The sequence below is a fragment of the Nocardia sp. NPDC127606 genome (assembly GCF_042671725.1).
Lineage (GTDB): Bacteria > Actinomycetota > Actinomycetes > Mycobacteriales > Mycobacteriaceae > Nocardia.
The window spans coordinates 388,309-405,126 of record NZ_JBHXWQ010000001.1 but is presented as its reverse complement, the minus strand read 5'-3'; the positions used below and the strand labels follow the sequence as shown (position 1 = coordinate 405,126).

The 16,818-nt window shown below is 69.2% G+C and carries 17 protein-coding genes; 6 read left to right on the top strand and 11 right to left on the bottom strand.

Annotated elements, in window-relative coordinates:
- Positions 1-3 precede the first annotated feature (3 nt).
- A complete protein-coding gene (locus ACFVJ5_RS01930) occupies positions 4-1,398 on the top strand; it encodes an amidase (protein ID WP_379218046.1) in 1,395 nt (464 codons plus the stop codon).
- 12 nt (positions 1,399-1,410) lie between these two features.
- On the opposite strand, the gene ACFVJ5_RS01925 is transcribed toward ACFVJ5_RS01930, so the two are convergent.
- Positions 1,411-1,905, bottom strand: coding sequence for a DUF3830 family protein (locus ACFVJ5_RS01925; RefSeq protein ID WP_358072207.1), 495 nt, complete (start codon positions 1,903-1,905; stop codon positions 1,411-1,413).
- Positions 1,906-1,998: 93 nt separating this feature from the next.
- Complete coding sequence (locus ACFVJ5_RS01920) at positions 1,999-3,240, bottom strand: aspartate aminotransferase family protein (protein WP_379218045.1); 1,242 nt, start codon at positions 3,238-3,240, stop codon at positions 1,999-2,001.
- Positions 3,241-3,346: 106 nt separating this feature from the next.
- Here ACFVJ5_RS01920 and ACFVJ5_RS01915 point away from each other — a divergent pair, with 106 nt between their 5' ends.
- The 3 genes from ACFVJ5_RS01915 to ACFVJ5_RS01905 all read left to right on the top strand — a co-directional run bounded on the left by ACFVJ5_RS01915 (position 3,347) and on the right by ACFVJ5_RS01905 (position 7,349).
- A complete protein-coding gene (locus ACFVJ5_RS01915; protein ID WP_379218044.1) occupies positions 3,347-4,840 on the top strand; it encodes an NAD-dependent succinate-semialdehyde dehydrogenase in 1,494 nt (497 codons plus the stop codon).
- A 9-nt stretch (positions 4,841-4,849) separates the two neighbouring features.
- A complete protein-coding gene (locus tag ACFVJ5_RS01910; RefSeq protein WP_379218043.1) occupies positions 4,850-5,923 on the top strand; it encodes a tartrate dehydrogenase in 1,074 nt (357 codons plus the stop codon).
- 217 nt (positions 5,924-6,140) lie between these two features.
- Positions 6,141-7,349, top strand: coding sequence for a molybdopterin-binding protein (locus tag ACFVJ5_RS01905; protein ID WP_379218042.1), 1,209 nt, complete (start codon positions 6,141-6,143; stop codon positions 7,347-7,349).
- An 80-nt stretch (positions 7,350-7,429) separates the two neighbouring features.
- Here ACFVJ5_RS01905 and ACFVJ5_RS01900 read toward each other — a convergent pair whose 3' ends face one another.
- Positions 7,430-8,671 carry an SPFH domain-containing protein gene (locus ACFVJ5_RS01900; protein ID WP_379218041.1) on the bottom strand — a complete coding sequence of 414 codons (1,242 nt, stop codon included), beginning with the start codon at positions 8,669-8,671 and terminating at the stop codon, positions 7,430-7,432.
- A 2-nt stretch (positions 8,672-8,673) separates the two neighbouring features.
- Positions 8,674-9,105, bottom strand: a complete 432-nt coding sequence (locus ACFVJ5_RS01895) for an NfeD family protein (RefSeq protein WP_379218040.1) — start codon at positions 9,103-9,105, stop codon at positions 8,674-8,676.
- A 107-nt stretch (positions 9,106-9,212) separates the two neighbouring features.
- On the opposite strand from ACFVJ5_RS01895, the gene ACFVJ5_RS01890 reads away from it, so the two are divergent.
- The gene (locus tag ACFVJ5_RS01890; RefSeq protein WP_379218039.1) at positions 9,213-10,037 is read left to right on the top strand and encodes a DUF3097 domain-containing protein; all 825 of its coding nucleotides are present in this window, start codon (positions 9,213-9,215) and stop codon (positions 10,035-10,037) included.
- A gap of 112 nt (positions 10,038-10,149) precedes the next feature.
- On the top strand, positions 10,150-10,962 hold the full coding sequence (locus tag ACFVJ5_RS01885; RefSeq protein WP_378627170.1) for a hypothetical protein: 813 nt from the start codon (positions 10,150-10,152) through the stop codon (positions 10,960-10,962).
- 65 nt (positions 10,963-11,027) lie between these two features.
- On the opposite strand, the gene ACFVJ5_RS01880 is transcribed toward ACFVJ5_RS01885, so the two are convergent.
- The 7 genes from ACFVJ5_RS01880 to ACFVJ5_RS01850 form a co-directional block, all read right to left on the bottom strand.
- The gene (locus ACFVJ5_RS01880) at positions 11,028-11,516 is read right to left on the bottom strand and encodes a hypothetical protein (RefSeq protein WP_379218038.1); all 489 of its coding nucleotides are present in this window, start codon (positions 11,514-11,516) and stop codon (positions 11,028-11,030) included.
- A gap of 88 nt (positions 11,517-11,604) precedes the next feature.
- Positions 11,605-12,000, bottom strand: coding sequence for a hypothetical protein (locus tag ACFVJ5_RS01875; protein WP_379218037.1), 396 nt, complete (start codon positions 11,998-12,000; stop codon positions 11,605-11,607).
- Between the two features lie 87 nt (positions 12,001-12,087).
- The gene (locus ACFVJ5_RS01870; RefSeq protein ID WP_379218036.1) at positions 12,088-13,137 is read right to left on the bottom strand and encodes a ferrochelatase; all 1,050 of its coding nucleotides are present in this window, start codon (positions 13,135-13,137) and stop codon (positions 12,088-12,090) included.
- Complete coding sequence (gene inhA, locus ACFVJ5_RS01865) at positions 13,137-13,973, bottom strand: NADH-dependent enoyl-ACP reductase InhA (RefSeq protein WP_266290283.1); 837 nt, start codon at positions 13,971-13,973, stop codon at positions 13,137-13,139. The genes ACFVJ5_RS01870 and inhA overlap by 1 nt, the downstream gene beginning before the upstream one ends.
- Positions 13,974-14,046: 73 nt before the next feature.
- Positions 14,047-14,763 (bottom strand): 3-oxoacyl-ACP reductase FabG1, encoded by a 717-nt coding sequence (gene fabG1, locus ACFVJ5_RS01860; protein WP_301901290.1) that lies wholly within the window; start codon positions 14,761-14,763, stop codon positions 14,047-14,049.
- 84 nt (positions 14,764-14,847) lie between these two features.
- Positions 14,848-15,852 (bottom strand): VWA domain-containing protein, encoded by a 1,005-nt coding sequence (locus ACFVJ5_RS01855; RefSeq protein ID WP_056810311.1) that lies wholly within the window; start codon positions 15,850-15,852, stop codon positions 14,848-14,850.
- Positions 15,849-16,805 carry a DUF58 domain-containing protein gene (locus ACFVJ5_RS01850; protein ID WP_378627164.1) on the bottom strand — a complete coding sequence of 319 codons (957 nt, stop codon included), beginning with the start codon at positions 16,803-16,805 and terminating at the stop codon, positions 15,849-15,851. Before ACFVJ5_RS01850 ends, ACFVJ5_RS01855 begins: the two co-directional genes overlap by 4 nt.
- Positions 16,806-16,818 lie beyond the last annotated feature (13 nt).

Here is a 16,818-nt window from a genome sequence, read left to right as displayed (position 1 = left end):
GCCATGACGCAGCCCGATCTCCCCACCGATCCCACCGTGATGACGGCGGTTCAGTTGGTCTCGGCCTATGCGGCCGGGCAGCTCTCCCCCGTCGAAGCAACGCAAGCCTGCCTGGACGCCATCGCCGCCCGCGACGGCGCGCTCAACGCCTTCTGCCTGGTCGATCCGGACCGGGCGCTGGTGCAGGCGAAGGACTCCGAGGCGCGCTGGCAGTCGGGCCATCCGCGCGGCTTACTCGACGGTGTGCCGATCTCCATCAAGGACATCTTTCTGACCGAAGGCTGGCCGACCCTGCGTGGTTCCACCTGCGTCGACGCGGGCGGGCCGTGGCTGGTGGACAGTCCGGTCGCCGCTCGACTGCGCGAGGACGGGATGGTGTTCGTCGGCAAGACGACCACCCCGGAGATCGCCTGGAAGGGTGTCACCGACAGTCCGCTCACCGGCATCACGCGCAATCCCGCCGATCCCGCGACGACCGCGGGTGGGTCGTCCGGGGGCAGCGCGGCGGCGGTGGCGGGCGGGATGACGCCGGTGTCGGTGGGCACCGACGGTGGCGGCAGCATCCGGATTCCGGCCTCGTTCTGCGGGATCGTCGGCTTCAAACCGACGCACGGGCGGGTGCCGCTGTACCCCGCCAGCCCGTTCGGACCCCTCGCCCACGCCGGGCCGATGACGCGCACCGTCGAGGACGCGGCGCTGCTGATGGACATCCTCTCGCTGCCGGATCCGCGGGACCCGACCGCGCTGGCGCCCACCTTCACGACCTTCCGCAGCGAGATGCAGCGGGATGTGCGCGGGCTGTCGGTCGGCTACTCCGCCACGCTCGGGTACGCACAGGTGGACTCCGAGGTGGCCGAGATCGTCGAGCGCGCGGTGCAGCGGCTGGCCGAGGCCGACCTGACCATCGACGCGGTCGATCCCGGCTTCGCCGACCCGCGCGAAGCGTTCGAAACCCTCTGGGCCGCAGGTGCGGCGACCATGCTGTCGAAGTTCCCGGCCGGCTCCCGTGCGAAGGTGGATCCCGGCTTGGGCGCGGTCTGGGCTCGCGGCGAAGCCGTCAGCGCCGTGGACTATCTCGACGCCCGCCATGTCGCGGCCGAAGTCGGCATCACGATGGGCACCTTCCACACCGCCTACGACGTCCTGATCACCCCGACCATGCCGATCACCGCGTTCGAAGCCGGACACGATGTCCCGCCGGGCAGCGGACTGCACGGCTGGCCCGACTGGACCCCGTTCACCTACCCGTTCAACATGACGCAGCAGCCCGCCATCAGCATCCCGGTCGGCACGACGCGCGCCGGAATGCCGGTGGGCTTGCAGATCGTCGGCCCCCGGCACTCCGACGACCTGATCCTCGCGGTCGCCAGGCACGCCGAGTTCGTGCTGAACTCCTGAGAGATCGCTCGCTCAGGCGCGGGCGAAAGCCAACGTCTCACCCTCGACGCCGCGTAACCACAGCCCGTTGCAGGCTGCCGCCAAGTCCGCGAGGCCGTCCTCGATGGTGGCGAAAACGCTGCCGGGAACCCAGCCGAGGTCGCCGTTGATCAGCAGATTGTTGCGGCCGTAGAACAGGGCCAGGTCGGTGGCGCCCTGGGCGTGATGGGCGGCGGAACCGGGTTCGTAGCCGTAGGCGGGGTTACCGATTTCCCACGGTTCGAAGTCGAAGAGGCAGACATCGCCGGGAATCGGTGTGACGGTGGGGTTTTCCCGATGCGGGGCCGCCGTGATGCGGGGCACCAGCGCGTAGACCTCGTTGCGGGCGTATTTGGCGTGGAAGGCGTCGCCCTCCTGCGGGAGCGCGTCCCAGACGGCGGCACACGTGCGCGGCGCTTCGTCGTCGAGCAGGCGCGCCCGGCAGGTGACGCCGGCTTTGGTGAGGGTGATGCTCATGTAGCGGGCCATCGGCTCCTGCTTCCTGTGCGGTGCGGGATTCCGGGATTGCCCCGGGTGTGGTGCGAGTCCCCGCTCGCAACCGAGCGGGGACAGCGCGGCGGACTACAGCTCGGCGAGGACGTCCGACCAGATCGCCAGCGCATCCTCGACCTGCGTTTCGGTGACGATCAGCGGCGGAATCATGCGCACCACGTTCATGTGCGCGCCGCAGGTGAGCAGCAGCAGCCCCTTGTCGACGGCGGCCTTCTGGGCGGCTGATGCCGTCGCGGTGTCGGGTTCGCCGGTCGGCGTGGTGAACTCGGCGCCGACGAGCAGACCGAGGCCACGGACGTCCCCGATCGCCTTCGTGGCGAGACTCTCGACGCCGGAGAGCAATTGCGCTCCACGGACGGCGGCGTTGTCGACGAGACCCTCGGCCTCGATCACCTCGAGTGTCGCGACCGCGGCGGCACAGGCCACCGCGTTGCCGCCGTAGGTCCCGCCCTGGGAGCCCGGCCAGGCCTTGGCCATCAACTCCCGCGACGCCGCGATGCCCGACAGCGGGAAGCCACTGGCCAACCCCTTGGCGATGGTGATCACGTCCGGGCGCACGTCGAAGTGCTGGTGGCCGAAGAACTTTCCGGTCCGGCCGAAGCCCGTCTGGATCTCGTCGAAGACCAGCAGGATGCCGTGCCGGTCGGCGCGCTCGCGCAGGCCCTGGAAGAACCGGGTGTTGCCGGGGATGTAGCCGCCCTCGCCGAGCACCGGTTCGACGATGAACGCGGCGGTTTCCGCGGGCGAGGTGAGGGTGGCGAGCAGATAGTCGAGCTCGCGCAGCGCGAAGTCGGTGGCCTCGGCTTCGCTCCAGCCGTAGCGGAAGGCGGTCGGAAACGGGGCCACGTGCACCCCGGACATCAGCGGGCTGAACCCCGCCGAGAACCGGGTCCCCGAGGTGGTCATGGTCGCCGCGGCGACGGTGCGGCCGTGAAAACCGCCGTGGAAGACGATCACGTTCGGGCGCCCGGTGGCTTGGCGGACCAGACGCAGCGCGGCCTCGACCGCCTCGCTGCCGGAATTGGCGAAGAACAGCGCGTCCAGGCCCTCGGGCAGCACAGCGCCGAGGCGCTCGGTGAGCTCGAGCAGCGGCCGGTGCAGCACCGTGGTGTATTGGCCGTGGATCAGGCTGGCGACCTGGGCCTGCGCCGCCGCCACCACGGTGGGGTGACAGTGCCCGGTGCTGGTGACGCCGATCCCGGCGGTGAAATCCAGGTAGCGGCGACCGTCGGTGTCGTAGAGGTAGCAGCCTGCGCCGTGGTCGACGTGGACGGGCGTGGCCTGCTTCAGGACGGGAGACAGCTCGGTCATCAAGGACTCCCCAGATTGTCTATTGTCGGATTGTTGACAATATGCATAACATGGCGGCAGGGTTCACAGCAATGGGTGATCCACCGCGTCGGGAGGCAGGCACCGCATGGACGAGTCCGGGGGCAGCGCGCAGCTGCTCGACAACCTGAGCGCCGCCGAGCGGGCCGCGATCGACAGCGTTCCGCGGGGGTTGTTCATCGGCGGCCGATGGCGTGAGCCCGTCGCCACGCTGCCCGTACTCGATCCCGCGACCGGCGCGCGGCTGGGCGCGGTGGCGGACGCGAGTCCGTCCGACGGACTCGACGCGCTCGCCGCGGCCGCCGCCGCCCAGCCGGCCTGGGCCGACACCCCGGCACGTACCCGCAGCGACATCCTGATGCGCGCACACCACGCGCTGCTGGCCGACACCGAACGCCTCGCCCTGGTGATGACGCTCGAGATGGGCAAGCCGCTCACCGAGGCACGCGGCGAAATCGCCTATGCCGCGGAGTTCTTCCGCTGGTTCGCCGAGGAGGCCGTTCGCCTCGACGGCGGGTACCTGCCCGCGCCGACGGGTGGTTCCCGGTTTCTGGTGACCAAGCAGCCGGTGGGACCGAGCCTGCTCATCACGCCGTGGAACTTCCCGATGGCGATGGGCGCCCGCAAGATCGCGCCCGCGCTGGCCGCCGGATGCACCTGCGTGGTGAAGCCCGCCGAACAAACACCGCTGTCGATGCTGGCGCTCGCGGCGATCCTGGCCGAGGCGGGTGTGCCCGACGGTGTGGTCAATGTGGTGACCACCGCCGACCCCGGCGCGCTGATGACACCGCTCATCGCCGATCCGCGCTCCCGAAAACTGTCCTTCACCGGGTCCACCGCCATCGGGAAACTCCTCCTGGAACAGTGCGCACGCACCGTCATGCGCACCTCGATGGAACTCGGCGGCAACGCACCGCTACTGGTGTTCGACGATGCCGATCTCGACGAAGCGGTCGAGGGCGCGCTCGCCGCCAAGATGCGCAATATCGGCCAGGCATGTACGGCCGCGAACCGAATTCTGGTGCAGCGCGGCATCGCTGAGGAATTCGCCGAACGACTGGCCGCACGGATGGCGGCCTTGCCGATGGGTCGTGGCACCGAGCCCGGCGTTGTCGTCGGGCCGCTCATCGACGCCGATGCCGTGGCCAAGGTGGAACACCTCGTGGCCGACGCCCGGCAGCGGGGGGCCGAGGTGCGGCTCGGTGGCACGGCGATCGACGGACCGGGCACCTTCTACCCGGCGACCGTGCTCACCGGCGTCCCCGACGACGCCGAGTTGTGCCACACCGAGATCTTCGGACCCGTCGCCGCGATCGCCACGTTCGACACCGAGGACGAGGCGATCACCCGCGCCAACGACACCCCCTACGGGCTGGTCGCGTACGTGTTCACCGAGAACCTGCGTCGCGGCCTGCGCGTCTGCGAAGCTCTCGAAACGGGGATGGTCGGCCTGAACCAGGGCGTCGTCTCCAACCCGGCCGCGCCGTTCGGCGGGGTGAAGGAATCGGGGCTCGGGCGTGAGGGCGGATTCACCGGAATCGACGAATTCCTCGAGACCAAATACATCGGCGTCAAGGTTTAGGGAGACAGCGTGCGCACATACCGGATCGCGACCATTCCGGGCGACGGAATCGGCGTCGACGTGACCGTCGAGGCGGTGAAGGTGCTCGACCGGGTCCTGCCGGGAATCAGCTGGACCGAGTTCGACTGGTCCTGTGAGAACTATCTGCGGACCGGTGCGATGATGCCGGCCGACGGGCCCGACCAGCTCGCGGAGTTCGACGCGATCCTGTTGGGCGCCGTCGGATTCCCCGGGGTGCCCGACCACATCTCGCTGTGGGGCCTGCTGATTCCGCTGCGGCGCGCCTTCGGCCAGTACGTCAACCTGCGGCCGGTACGGCTGCTGCCCGGCACGGAATCGGCGCTGCGCGACCGCACCGCCGAGGACCTCGACATTCTCATCGTGCGGGAGAACTCCGAGGGCGAGTACTCCGAGATCGGCGGCATCCACAACCCGGGCAGGCCGGACGAATTCGTCCTGCAGGAATCGGTGTTCACCCGCACCGGCTGCGAACGGATCATCCGCTATGCCTTCGACCGCGCCGCCGAACGCTCGGGCAAGCTCTGTTCGGCGACGAAATCCAACGGGCTCATCCACTCGATGCCGTACTGGGACAGCGTTTTCGAGCGCGTAGCCGCCGAGTACCCCACGGTGCGGACCCGGCAGATGCACGTCGACGCCCTCGCCGCCGAAATCGTGCTCCACCCCGACCGCCTGGATGTGATCGTGGGCTCGAACCTGTTCGGCGACATCCTCTCCGACCTCGCCGCGGCCGTCACCGGCGGACTCGGGCTCGCGCCCTCGGGCAATATCAACCCCGCGGCGGACGCGCCGTCGATGTTCGAGGCCGTGCACGGTAGCGCGCCCGACATCGCGGGCCTTGGCATCGCCGACCCCGTCGCCCAGATCCTCGCCGGGGCCATGCTGCTCTCCCACCTGGGCGAGCACGCGGCGGCCGCCGCCGTCGACCGCGCGGTCTGCGATGTCCTCGCCGCGGGTACGGTCCGCACCCCGGACCTGGGCGGCACCGCCACCACCGCCGACCTGGGCACCGCCATCGCCGACCGCGCCGCCGAGCTCGCGAACGCCCTCACCGAAGCATGAACCGAACTCGTCGGCCCTGCCCCTGCTGCTGACCGCCCGGACGTCGGGGCACGCAACCCGCGAGCACCCACTCGTGACGCCGAACTGCGCACCGCGCCGCATGCGCTGCCGTGAGCACAACGTCATCGCGAGGCAACTGCCCAGAAAATCGCAGGCAATCGGTGATGCGCACGATGAGTCGCAGTATCGGTGACGGGTCCTCGGAAGGCGGAACGTAGTGACGAGCGCACGGGTGGGCGTAGTTCCGGCGGTGCAATGCGGGCTGGGTCTGGTACGCGCGCGAATAGCCGCCGACCTCGAGCCGGTCGCGGTGCGTGAACGACCCGTGGCCGAGGCCGTGGGGGCGACCCTGGCTGTCGCCCTCGCCGCGGGCACTCCCCTGCCGCGAGTGGACAGCGCCGCCATGGACGGATACGCGGTCGCGGGGCCCGGACCATGGTGGCGGCTACACCAGCAGGTCAGCTACGCCGGACGCGGCTGCTCGGTGGTGCTGGCACCCGGCGAGGCGGTACGGATCGCGACCGGCGCGGCGACCCCGCTGGGCACCACGGCGACCCTGCGCGACGAACACATCGTCACCACGAGCGTGTCCGGCAAACCGGTGGTGATGCGCGCGCCCGGCGCTCCGGTGCGCGACGACACCCGCCGCCAAGGCGAACACTGGAGCAGCGGAACGGAATTGGCTCGCGCCGGTGCCCGCGTCTCACCGGCACTCGCTTCGGCAGCGCTCAGCGCCGAAGCCGAAACCGTCACCGTGCGTGGCCCTTTGCGCGCCGACGTGGTGATGACCGGCGACGAGATCCGCGCTGTCGGCCCACTCGGCCCGGGCGAGACCCGCGACTCCCTCGGCCCGGTCATGCCGGAGTTCCTGCGCTGCTGCGATATCGAGAGCACCGGCCTGTGGCACCTCGCCGACAGCCGCGACCTGCTGCGCTCCTGGCTCACCCTGAAATCCCACGCCGACCTGGTCGTCATGGTCGGTGCCACCGGTCGCGGCGCCGCCGACCACCTGCGCACCCTGCTCGCCGACCTGGGCGCCCGCATCATCGTCGAACGGATAGCGATCCGCCCCGGCGGCTCCACCCTGGTCGCCCAGCTCCCCGACGGCCGAGTCCTCCTGGGTCTGCCCGGCAACCCCTTCGCCGCCGTCGCGGCGCTCTTGGCCGTCGGCCCGGCCATCGTCGACGCCCTCACCCTGCGTACCCCCGGGCCCACCATGTGGGGCCGCCTCTCCGACGCCGGCGTCATGGAAGGCGAAGCCACCCGGATTGTCGGCGTCCAGCAACACCCCGGCGGTGTGTGGCGCAGCACGGGCCCCGCTCACACCCCCCACCTGGCCGGTCTCATCCCCTGCCAAGCCCTGGCCATCCTTCCTCCCGGCACCGGCCGAGGCTCCCTCGTGGAACTCCTTCCCCTCCCCCACTGAGCCGACAATGTTGCCGCACGACAGAAACGGCCCCGGTGTGGAAGTCCACACCGGGGCCGTTTCTGCTGGATTCGACAGGATCAGCCGTGCTGCGGCGGCTGCCAGGGGCGACCGTAGGGATCGTCGGGGCGCGCGGCGGGGCGTTCCGCCGGGGTGATCGGGGGTGGGGTCGGGAGTTCCGGGTCCCCCTTGGCCACTGAGGTTTTCGGCCGGGCTACGGGGGTATCGAAACCTTCGACGGGGGTGCGGGCGGTGGCTTCCGCGGCACGGACGGCTTCGGCGATCTTGGGGTCCGAGGCGGTTTCGAACCAGTCGGCCACGTCGGTGTCGTCTTCGATCTTCACCGGGGCTTCGTCGGTGGACGGTTCGTAGCGGAAGACACCGTCCTCGCCTTTGGTGGCGAAGTTCTGGGCGAAACCTTCGAGCGCCTTGCCGAAATCGCTGGGGACCAGCCACACCTTGTTCGCATCGCCCTTGGCCACCATCGGCAAAGTCTGCATGTACTGGTAGGCAAGCAGTTCCGGCGTCGGCTTGCCGTTCTTGATGGCGGCGAACACCTTCTCGATCGCCTTCGCCTGCCCCTGGGCCTGCAGGTAGGAGGCGGCACGTTCACCCTGGGCGCGCAGGATGCGGCTCTGGCGTTCACCCTCGGCCGACAGGATCGAGGACTGCTTGCCGCCCTCGGCGGTCAGGATCGCCGCCTGCTTGGCGCCCTCCGCGGTCTTGATCTGCGCTTCGCGGTTACCTTCGGCGGTGAGGATCGTCGCGCGCTTCTCACGATCGGCCTTCATCTGCTTCTCCATCGATTCCTGGATCGACGGCGGCGGATCGATGGACTTGAGCTCCACGCGGGCCACCCGAAGGCCCCAGCGGCCGGTGGCCTCGTCGAGCACCCCGCGCAGCTGATTGTTGATCTGATCGCGCGAGGTCAGCGTCTCTTCCAGGGTCATGCCACCGACCACATTGCGCAGCGTGGTGACGGTGAGCTGCTCGACGGCGGCGATGTAGTTGCTGATCTCGTAGACAGCGGCCTGCGGGCTGGTGACCTGGAAATACACCACCGAGTCGATCTGCAGGGTGAGGTTGTCCTGGGTGATCACCGGCTGCGGCGGGAACGACACGACCCGCTCGCGCAGGTCCACCTTCGCGCGGACGCGATCGGCGAACGGGACGAGAAACGTCAGCTGACCGGACACGGTGCGCGAATACCGCCCGAGCCGTTCGATCACCGCCGCCTCGGCCTGCGGGACGAGGGCGATCGATTTGAACACCACCACCACGACCAACAGGACGAGGACGGCGGCCACGATCAAGGCAACCATTGCTAGGGACCCTTCCAGACGACGGCGGTCGCGCCATCGATCTTCATCACATAGACAGTCACACCGGCTTCGTACACTTCACTCGGGTCGAGCGGACGCGCGGTCCAGACCTCGCCACCGAGCTTGACCTGACCCGAATACTCCGCGACCTGCTCGAGCACCAGCGCCGACTTCCCCGGCAGCGCATCGGCATTCGTCGGGGTGGGCGGCGGGGTGCCGAACTTGCGGCGCAGCAGCGGGCGCACCCCGAGGAACAGCACACCGGCCATCGCCGCGAACACCAGCGCGTCGCCCCACACCGGTAGGTCGGTGGCGGCGCTGACACCCGCCGTGGCGAGTGCGGCCACGCCCAGCGTGAGCAGCATGAGATCCCCGGTGAGCATTTCCGCCGCCGCGAGAACGATGCCCGCGATCAGCCAGACTATTGCGGCCACCCTGCCAGCCTAGCCCCGATGACCGGTTTGCGGGCGGGCTCGCGTGATCGCCGGTCCCGGTGCGGCGGTGCGGCGCACTCCGTTCTGTGCGCGGTAGTTTCGGGGGCGTGAGTGCACGAGACAGCTACGGTGACATCTATTCCGGACACGATCGGACCAAGAAGAAGCCGGTGCCGACAGTGAGTGCCGAACGCGACCTGGTGGTGGAGGACGCGGCGAGCGGATTCTGCGGTGCCGTAGTCGGTTTCGATCGCAGCTACGACGGCGAATTCGTGAAACTCGAGGACGCGCGCGGGGCGGTGCGGTTGTTCGCGATGCGGGAGGCCGCGTTCCTGATCGACGGGAAACCGGTCACGCTGACCAAGCCCACCACGACGGCGCCGAAACAGCCGACGAGGTCGGCGTCGGGTTCCACCCGCGTCGAGGGCCTGCGGGCGAGAGTCGCGCGGACCAGCCGGATCTGGGTGGAGGGCGTGCACGACGCGGCGCTCGTGGAACGGGTATGGGGCCACGACCTGCGGGTCGAGGGCGTGGTCGTCGAACACCTCGAGGGCCTCGACAATCTCGGCGCCCGGCTCACCGAGTTCGAACCCGGCCGTGGCGCGCGGGTAGGGGTGCTCGTCGACCATCTGGTGACCGGCTCGAAGGAGACGCACCTGACCACCGGTCTCGGCCCGCACGTGCTGGTGACCGGCCATCCCTACATCGATGTCTGGCAGGCCGTTCGCCCCGCCGCGCTCGGCATCGACGCCTGGCCGACAGTGCCGCGCGGCGAGGACTGGAAGACCGGAATCTGCGCGCGCCTCGGCTGGGGAACGCCACAGCAGGGCTGGCGCCGTGTCTACGATGCGGTCGGCTCGTTCCGGGATCTGGAAGCCCCACTCATCGGCGCCGTCGAGCGGCTCATCGACTTCGTGACCGAGCCGGAGTGAACGCACAGCAGGTCAGGCGGGTCCTCGCGCCGAAATCGGTGACCCGCGTAGGCACCATCGACCACCTCGGTGCGCGCACGCGATCGCGGGCGAACCTTTATGCTCGATGATTATGTGCTCTCCCAGTGCCACGCTGACGCTGTGGGCCGGCTCCTGGCTGGCCGGTACCAGCGCGCCCGACGACGTGCTGGAGGCACTGCACGCCTGGGCGCCGCGCCACACCATAGCGGCGGGCGACCCGGTCACCGGCGGACGCACGGACCTGCCGTGGACCTCGCGCGGCGCGGCGGGCAACGGAGCCATGCCACTGCTCAAGGTGATCCGCGAGGCGATGGCGCCGGCCGGGGCGCAGCTGCGTCTGGTCCTGCCCGCACCGGGTGACGTCCGCGGGCTGCCGGTCGGCACCGCCTTCGCGGCCGACGCGATCGATGCCGAGGAGGGCCTGCTGCTCGGTGTTCCCGGCGAACCGGGAACCGGCCTGATCCCCCAGTGGGACGACGACGACACCCTGCAGTGGACGGTCTACGGCGTCGATCTGCCCCGTATCGCGGGTCACGACATGTCGCTCGGCGAGGCCGAGTACACGATGCGCGAATCGGTGCGCGACGCCGCCGACGCCCTGATGCAACTGCACACCACCTCGGTCGGCAACGGCGACGACGATCCGCGTGAACAGATCGAGGCCCAGCTCGCGGCCTACGCGCGCCACGCCTACCCCGACTCGATCCCGTTGCGCGCCAAGCGGATTCTCGACACCGCCGATCACGTGGCCGCGATCCTCACCGTCGCTCAGCACGAGCCGGCGTCCTCACCTACCTCGGCCACCGCGCTCGGGGCGCACGAATCCCTGCTGCGCCCACTGTGGAACACGATCCGCGAGGCCCGCCTCGTGGCGGTCCACGCCGCTGCCCGCCGCGACGGCTGACCTTCCCGCATTCGGGACGGAAGGCGTAGGCACCGAGTCCGGTGGCGCGCGCCGGAGCCGATCCGTCAGTGTCGGTAAGGCTGCTGGTACTGCGGCTGTTGTGGATACGGCTGCTGCTGCGGATACGGCATCGGCTGCTGCTGCGGATACGGCTGCGGGTACTGACCCTGCGGATACTGCGGCGGGTACTGCGCCTGCGGGTAGCCGGGGCCGGACGGCTGCTGCTGCTGCGGATACGGCTGCTGATATTGCGCCGGGTACGGCTGGGGTGCCATCTGCTGATGTGCCATGTGCTGTGGCGGCATCTGTTGTGGCGCAGCCTGATCGGAGGAACCACTGAACGTGCGGATCACCACGATCAGCACGATCAGCACAACAACGCCGATGATCAGGTACCAGACCCACTCCGGGATCCCGCCACCACCGACGCTGACGCTGCTACCGCCCCCACGACGGGCCAGCACCGTCTCCGCATCGCCTGCGAGAATGTCATCGCCGGTGAGAAGACCACCTCCCCGAGCCAGTGCGGTCAGCATCATTTCGGCATGGTTCATCGGGCCCTCCCCGTAACATCACCCGACCTTCGGGCGAAGGTCTGCGGCGATGCTAGCGCAGAGATGCGCCGAAGGGGGAAGTGCCAGTTCAGAATCCGCCGAGGGCGACCTTCAGGTCGGGGACATCGAGTGACTTGATCGTGGCGTCGCGAACCTGCGGGCAGGTGCTGATGGTGACGGTGTCGACGATGTGGCGGTTGTAGGCGATCGCGGCGTTGGCGACGGTGTCGTTGACCGTCCACAGCTTCATCGCGCCGGTGAACGCCACCCGCGCGACCCGCGGGCCCAGCGCCTTCCACGTCCCCTTCTGCCCGTCGAGGATGCCGCACAATTCCTCGACGGATGCCTGCGAGATCGTGGGCTCGGTGGGCTGCGGGGGCTGGGTCTGGTAGCCGGAGTCCCCGCCACACCCGGTCAGACCGAGCGCGGCGGCGGCCAGCACCAGGGCGAACCCGGCAGCGCGGCGCGGCGTTGGCGAAATCATCGACAAATCCTCCGATCAGTCGAGCGCAACTGTGAAAAGGCTACTCCTCGAACCGGGGGCTACCGAAGAATGGTTATCCGGTTGTGTTCAGCGCCGGACCGGTCGCGCGGGCAGTTCGCAGCAACCGGGAGCGCACAGGGCACCGTCGACGGTGCAGCCGTACCCGGGCACCGTGCCGAGTTCGCGTACCGGACCGGCGCTCACGCGCTCGGCGATCAGTTCGACGATCATCCGGGAGAACCGCGGATCGGTGCCGGGCGTCCCCGCGCGGGCGAAGGCCATGCCGAGCTCGGCGGCGCGGGTCGACGCTTCGTTGTCGAGGTCCCAGATCACCTCGAGATGATCGGAGACGAAACCGACCGGGCACACCACCACGGCGTCGATTCCCTTGCCGTGCAGCACATCCAGGTGGTCGACGATGTCGGGTTCGAGCCACGGCACCTGCGGCGGGCCCGAGCGCGACTGCCACACCACGTCGTACTCGGCGAAACCGGTTGCCGCGGCACACAATCGGGCGGCTTCGGCGACCTGCCTGCTGTAGAGGCGGCCGCCGTCGGCCGGCGGGCCCGCCGACAGGTCGGCCGAGACGGGGATGGAGTGCGCGGTGAAAACCAGGCGCACACCGTCGCGGCGATCGGCCGGAATCTGGTGCACCGCAGCGGTGATCGCGTCGGCGAACGACTCGATCAGCAGCGGGTGGTCGAAATACTGGCGCAGTTTCACCAGCTCGGGGGCACCGGCACCGACCGCCGTGCGGGCACGGGCGATGTCTTCGTCGTACTGGCGGCAACCGGAATACCCACCCCACGCCGACGTCGGGAAGACCAGCGCCGAGCGCACGCCGTCGGCGGTCATCCGCGCGACCGTGTCCTCGACCATGGGATGCCAGTTGCGATTGCCGAAATAGACCGGCAGATCCAGCCCGGCATCGGCGAGGTCGGCCTCCAGCGCCGCGATGATCTGCTGATTCAACGCGTTGATCGGCGAGACCCCGCCGAAATGCAGGTAGTGCTGTGCGACCTCGGCGAGCCGTTCGGGGGGTACCCCACGGCCCCGAGTGACGTTCTCCAGAAAGGGGATCACGTCCTCGGGGCCCTCGGGACCACCGAAGGACAGCAGCAGCAGGGCGTCCGGCATCAGCTCAGGGACATGTTCTCCGGGAACCACATGTTGTGGCTGGCGCCGCCGTCGACATAGATGATCGAGCCGGTGGTGGCGGGCAGCCAATCCGAGAGCAGCGCCACGATCGACTTGCCGACCGCGCGCGGATCGTTGCCGTCCCAGCCGATCGGCGACGCGCCGTCCCAGTACTGGTCGAGCTGGACGAGCTGCTTGGCATCGTCGGTCGCGGTGCCCGCGATGGCCTTGGCCGCGAGGGTCTTGATCGGGCCCGCGGCGATCAGGTTGGAGCGCACCTTCTTGGCGGCACCGACCTCACGCGCCACATAGCGGTTCACCGACTCCAGCGCGGCCTTGGACACGCCCATCCAGTTGTAGTACGGCATGGCCACGCGCGGATCGAAGTCCATGCCGACCAGCGAGCCGCCCTCGTTCATGACGGGGAGCACGGCGCGCGCGAGCGAGGCGTAGCTCCACGCGGAGATCTCGAACGACTTGGCGACATCGGGGCCGGGGCCCTCGAGGAACGGCAGCGCGCCGGGGCCCATGATCGAACGCGGCGCGAACGCGATGGAGTGCAGCGCGCCGTCGATGCCCTCGGGCGCCAGCTCACGCAGCTTCTCGGTGAGCGCGGCCAGATCCTCTTCGTTGGTCACGTCGAGGCCGATGGCAGGCGGCACTTCCTGCGGCAGCCGCTTGGCGATGCGGTCGATGAGCCGCAGTCGGTCGGGAATACCGGTGATGATCACCCTCGCGCCCTGCTCCTGCGCGATCGCGGCCGCGTGGAACGCGATCGACGAGTCGGTGATGATGCCGGTGACCAGGATGGTCTTGCCTTCGAGCAGTCCGCCCATGAGTTTTCGGTTCTCCTGAAATCAGTATGGTTGCCGCCACCTTGTCGGTGGCGCGGGGCAATCCGTTAGCGGATCAGTGACCCATGCCCATGCCGCCGTCGACCGGGATGACCGCGCCGGTGACATAGCGGGAGTCCTCGGAGGCGAGGAAGCTGACGACGGCCGCGATGTCTTCCGGCTGGCCGAGTCGCTGCAGCGGAATGAACTTCTTCGCCATGTCCTTCAGATCATCGGGCAGATCCTTGGTCATATCGGTCTCGATGAAGCCGGGCGCGACCACGTTGGCGGTGATCGAGCGCGAACCCAGCTCACGACTGATCGAGCGAGCCATACCGATGACGCCGGCCTTGGAGGAGGCGTAGTTGATCTGCCCGGCCTGACCGCTCAGCCCGACCACGGAACCGAGGAAGATCATCCGGCCCCAGCGCCCCCGCAGCATGTTGCGGTTGGCGCGCTTGGCACAGCGGAAAGCGCCGGTCAGGTTGGCGTCGATGACCTTCGTGAACTGCTCCTCGGTCATGCGCATCAGCAGGGTGTCGTCGGTGATGCCCGCATTGGCGACCAGCACCTCGACCGGACCCTGGTGCTCTTCGACCTCGGTGAACGCACGATCGACCGAATCACTGTCGGTGACATCGCATTTCACACCGAACAGGCCCTCGGGCACCCCCGATCCGCGATGGGTGACGGCGACCTTGTGGCCGTCGGCCTGCAGACGCTGCGCGACCGCGAGACCGATACCGCGGTTACCGCCGGTGACCAGGACCGACCGGGATGTGACGTTCGACATAGGGTCCAACCTATCTGTTCCGATTCGTGCGCCCCGCGTCAGGGTCGCGCCGTTGCGACAGCTCACAACGCGGGGCGGTGGGAGCTAGGGCAGGCGTTGACGATAGAGCAAACTGACCACGACTCCCGCCGCGATGGCCAACATGCCGAACAGCAGCCACGGCCTGCTCGCATCGCCGCGCGTGGTCTCGTAGCCGATCTGTTCCTCGAGGGTGTCGTAGACCGCGGTGAGTTCGGCCAGCGACGACGCGGTGTAGAAGTCGCCGCCGGACAGCTCGGCGATCTCGCGCAGCGAGTCGTTGTCGACCGGCACCTTCACCCGCTGTGAACCCTTGCCGTCGGAGTCCGGGATCTCGACCGTGCCCCATTCGGTGCCGAAGGAGATCGTCGAGACCGGGATGCCCTTGTTCTTGGCCAGGCGCGCGGCGGTGAAACCGTGCCGCGGGTTGTCGACGTCCTTGTCGTCGGGCACGGTCTGCTTGCCGTCCGACATCAGCACCACCCGCGCGGGGGGTGGCGTCTCGGCGCCACCGAGCACGGCAGCCAGGGTGTCGATGGACTGCAGGGCCGTGAGGACGCCCTCGCCGGTGGCGGTGCGCTCGGCGAGCTTGATGTTGTCGATCGAGTGCTTCACCGCCTCGCGGTTGGTCGTCGGCGACACCATCACCGAGGCCGTCCCCGCGAACGTGACGAAACCGAGGTTGATACCGGGCGTCAGACCGTCGACGAAATCCTTGCCTGCCTTCTGCGCGACCTGCAACCTGTTCGGCTCCACGTCGGTGGCTTCCATCGACAGCGAAACATCCATCACCAGAACAACAGTCGCGCGGTTACGCGGCACCTTCTGCACGGCGGTCGGACCGGCCGCGGCGATCGTCAGCAGGACCAGGCCCGCCAGGATCAACGCGATCGGGACATGGCGCATCGGGCTCGGTCGCGACGGGGCGACCCGCTCCAGGATGGCCATGTTGCCGAACTGCAGCATCCGCTTGTGCCGGGCGCGCTGCACCAGCACGTAACCGAGCACGAGCAGGGCGACGACCGCGAGGAAACCGAGCCAGACGACGGCCGTGAAATGCGAAATACTCACTGGCGAGGCACCCGCCCGCTCGGGGCGCCGAGGCTGTGGCGCCGGGTGGACACGAACCGGACCACGTCGGCGATCCAGTCCCGATCGGTCTGCAGGGTCAGCACCGGCGCGCCACAGCTGCGCAGTGCTTGGGCCACCTGCTCACGCTGGGCCCGAGCCGCGGCCGCGAAATCGGCGCGCAGCGTGGGAGTGACGCTGAACTCGCGGGTGCGGCCCGATTCGGGATCGTGCAGCACCACGTCGCCACCGTCGGGCAGCGCGACATCCAGGGGGTCGAGCACTTCCACCGCGAGCAGGTCGTGGCGGGCGGAGATCGCGCGCAGGGAGCGCTGCCAGTCGACGTCACCGAGGAAGTCGCTGATCACCACGGCCAGACCACGTTTGCGTTGCGGACGGCGCAGCGATTCGATCCCGGCCTTGAGATCGCCGCGCACGCCGTCGCGGGCGTGCGGGGTGGTGGCGATGCCGCGCAGCAGGGTCTGGGCGTGCATGCGTCCGCTGCGCGCGGGGATGCGCACCAGGTCCTGACCGGTCGCGACGACGGCGCCGATCCGGTTGCCGCCCCCGGAGGTGAGGTGGGTGATCGCCGCGGCCGCCGCGATCGCGAGATCACGCTTGTGCACCCGGCCGGTGCCGAAGTCCAGGCTCGACGACAGGTCGACGACGAGCCAGGTCTCGAGCTCGCGGTCGGCGATCATCTGCCGCACATGCGGATGGGTGGTGCGGGCGGTGACCGACCAATCCATCTGTCGCACATCGTCACCCGGCTGGTACAGCCGCGCCTCCCCCGGTTCCGAACCCGGTCCGGGGATCAGCCCCTGGTGGTCGCCGTGCAGCACGCCGTCGAGGCGGCGCCGCACGGTCAACTCGAGGGTCTTGAGCGCGGCGGCCAGCTTCGGGTCGGTCAGTTCACCGGCACGGAACGACGGCGGAGCATGAGACGACACGGGCACGCGGACAACGGGT

Coding starts and splice junctions, on each gene's coding strand:
- ACFVJ5_RS01930 (WP_379218046.1), top strand. CDS start 4: ATGACGCAGCCCGATCTCCCCACCGATCCCACCGTGATGACGGCGGTT.
- ACFVJ5_RS01925 (WP_358072207.1), bottom strand. CDS start 1,905: ATGGCCCGCTACATGAGCATCACCCTCACCAAAGCCGGCGTCACCTGC.
- ACFVJ5_RS01920 (WP_379218045.1), bottom strand. CDS start 3,240: ATGACCGAGCTGTCTCCCGTCCTGAAGCAGGCCACGCCCGTCCACGTC.
- ACFVJ5_RS01915 (WP_379218044.1), top strand. CDS start 3,347: ATGGACGAGTCCGGGGGCAGCGCGCAGCTGCTCGACAACCTGAGCGCC.
- ACFVJ5_RS01900 (WP_379218041.1), bottom strand. CDS start 8,671: ATGGTTGCCTTGATCGTGGCCGCCGTCCTCGTCCTGTTGGTCGTGGTG.
- ACFVJ5_RS01885 (WP_378627170.1), top strand. CDS start 10,150: ATGTGCTCTCCCAGTGCCACGCTGACGCTGTGGGCCGGCTCCTGGCTG.
- ACFVJ5_RS01880 (WP_379218038.1), bottom strand. CDS start 11,516: ATGAACCATGCCGAAATGATGCTGACCGCACTGGCTCGGGGAGGTGGT.
- ACFVJ5_RS01875 (WP_379218037.1), bottom strand. CDS start 12,000: ATGATTTCGCCAACGCCGCGCCGCGCTGCCGGGTTCGCCCTGGTGCTG.
- ACFVJ5_RS01870 (WP_379218036.1), bottom strand. CDS start 13,137: ATGCCGGACGCCCTGCTGCTGCTGTCCTTCGGTGGTCCCGAGGGCCCC.
- inhA (WP_266290283.1), bottom strand. CDS start 13,973: ATGGGCGGACTGCTCGAAGGCAAGACCATCCTGGTCACCGGCATCATC.
- fabG1 (WP_301901290.1), bottom strand. CDS start 14,763: ATGTCGAACGTCACATCCCGGTCGGTCCTGGTCACCGGCGGTAACCGC.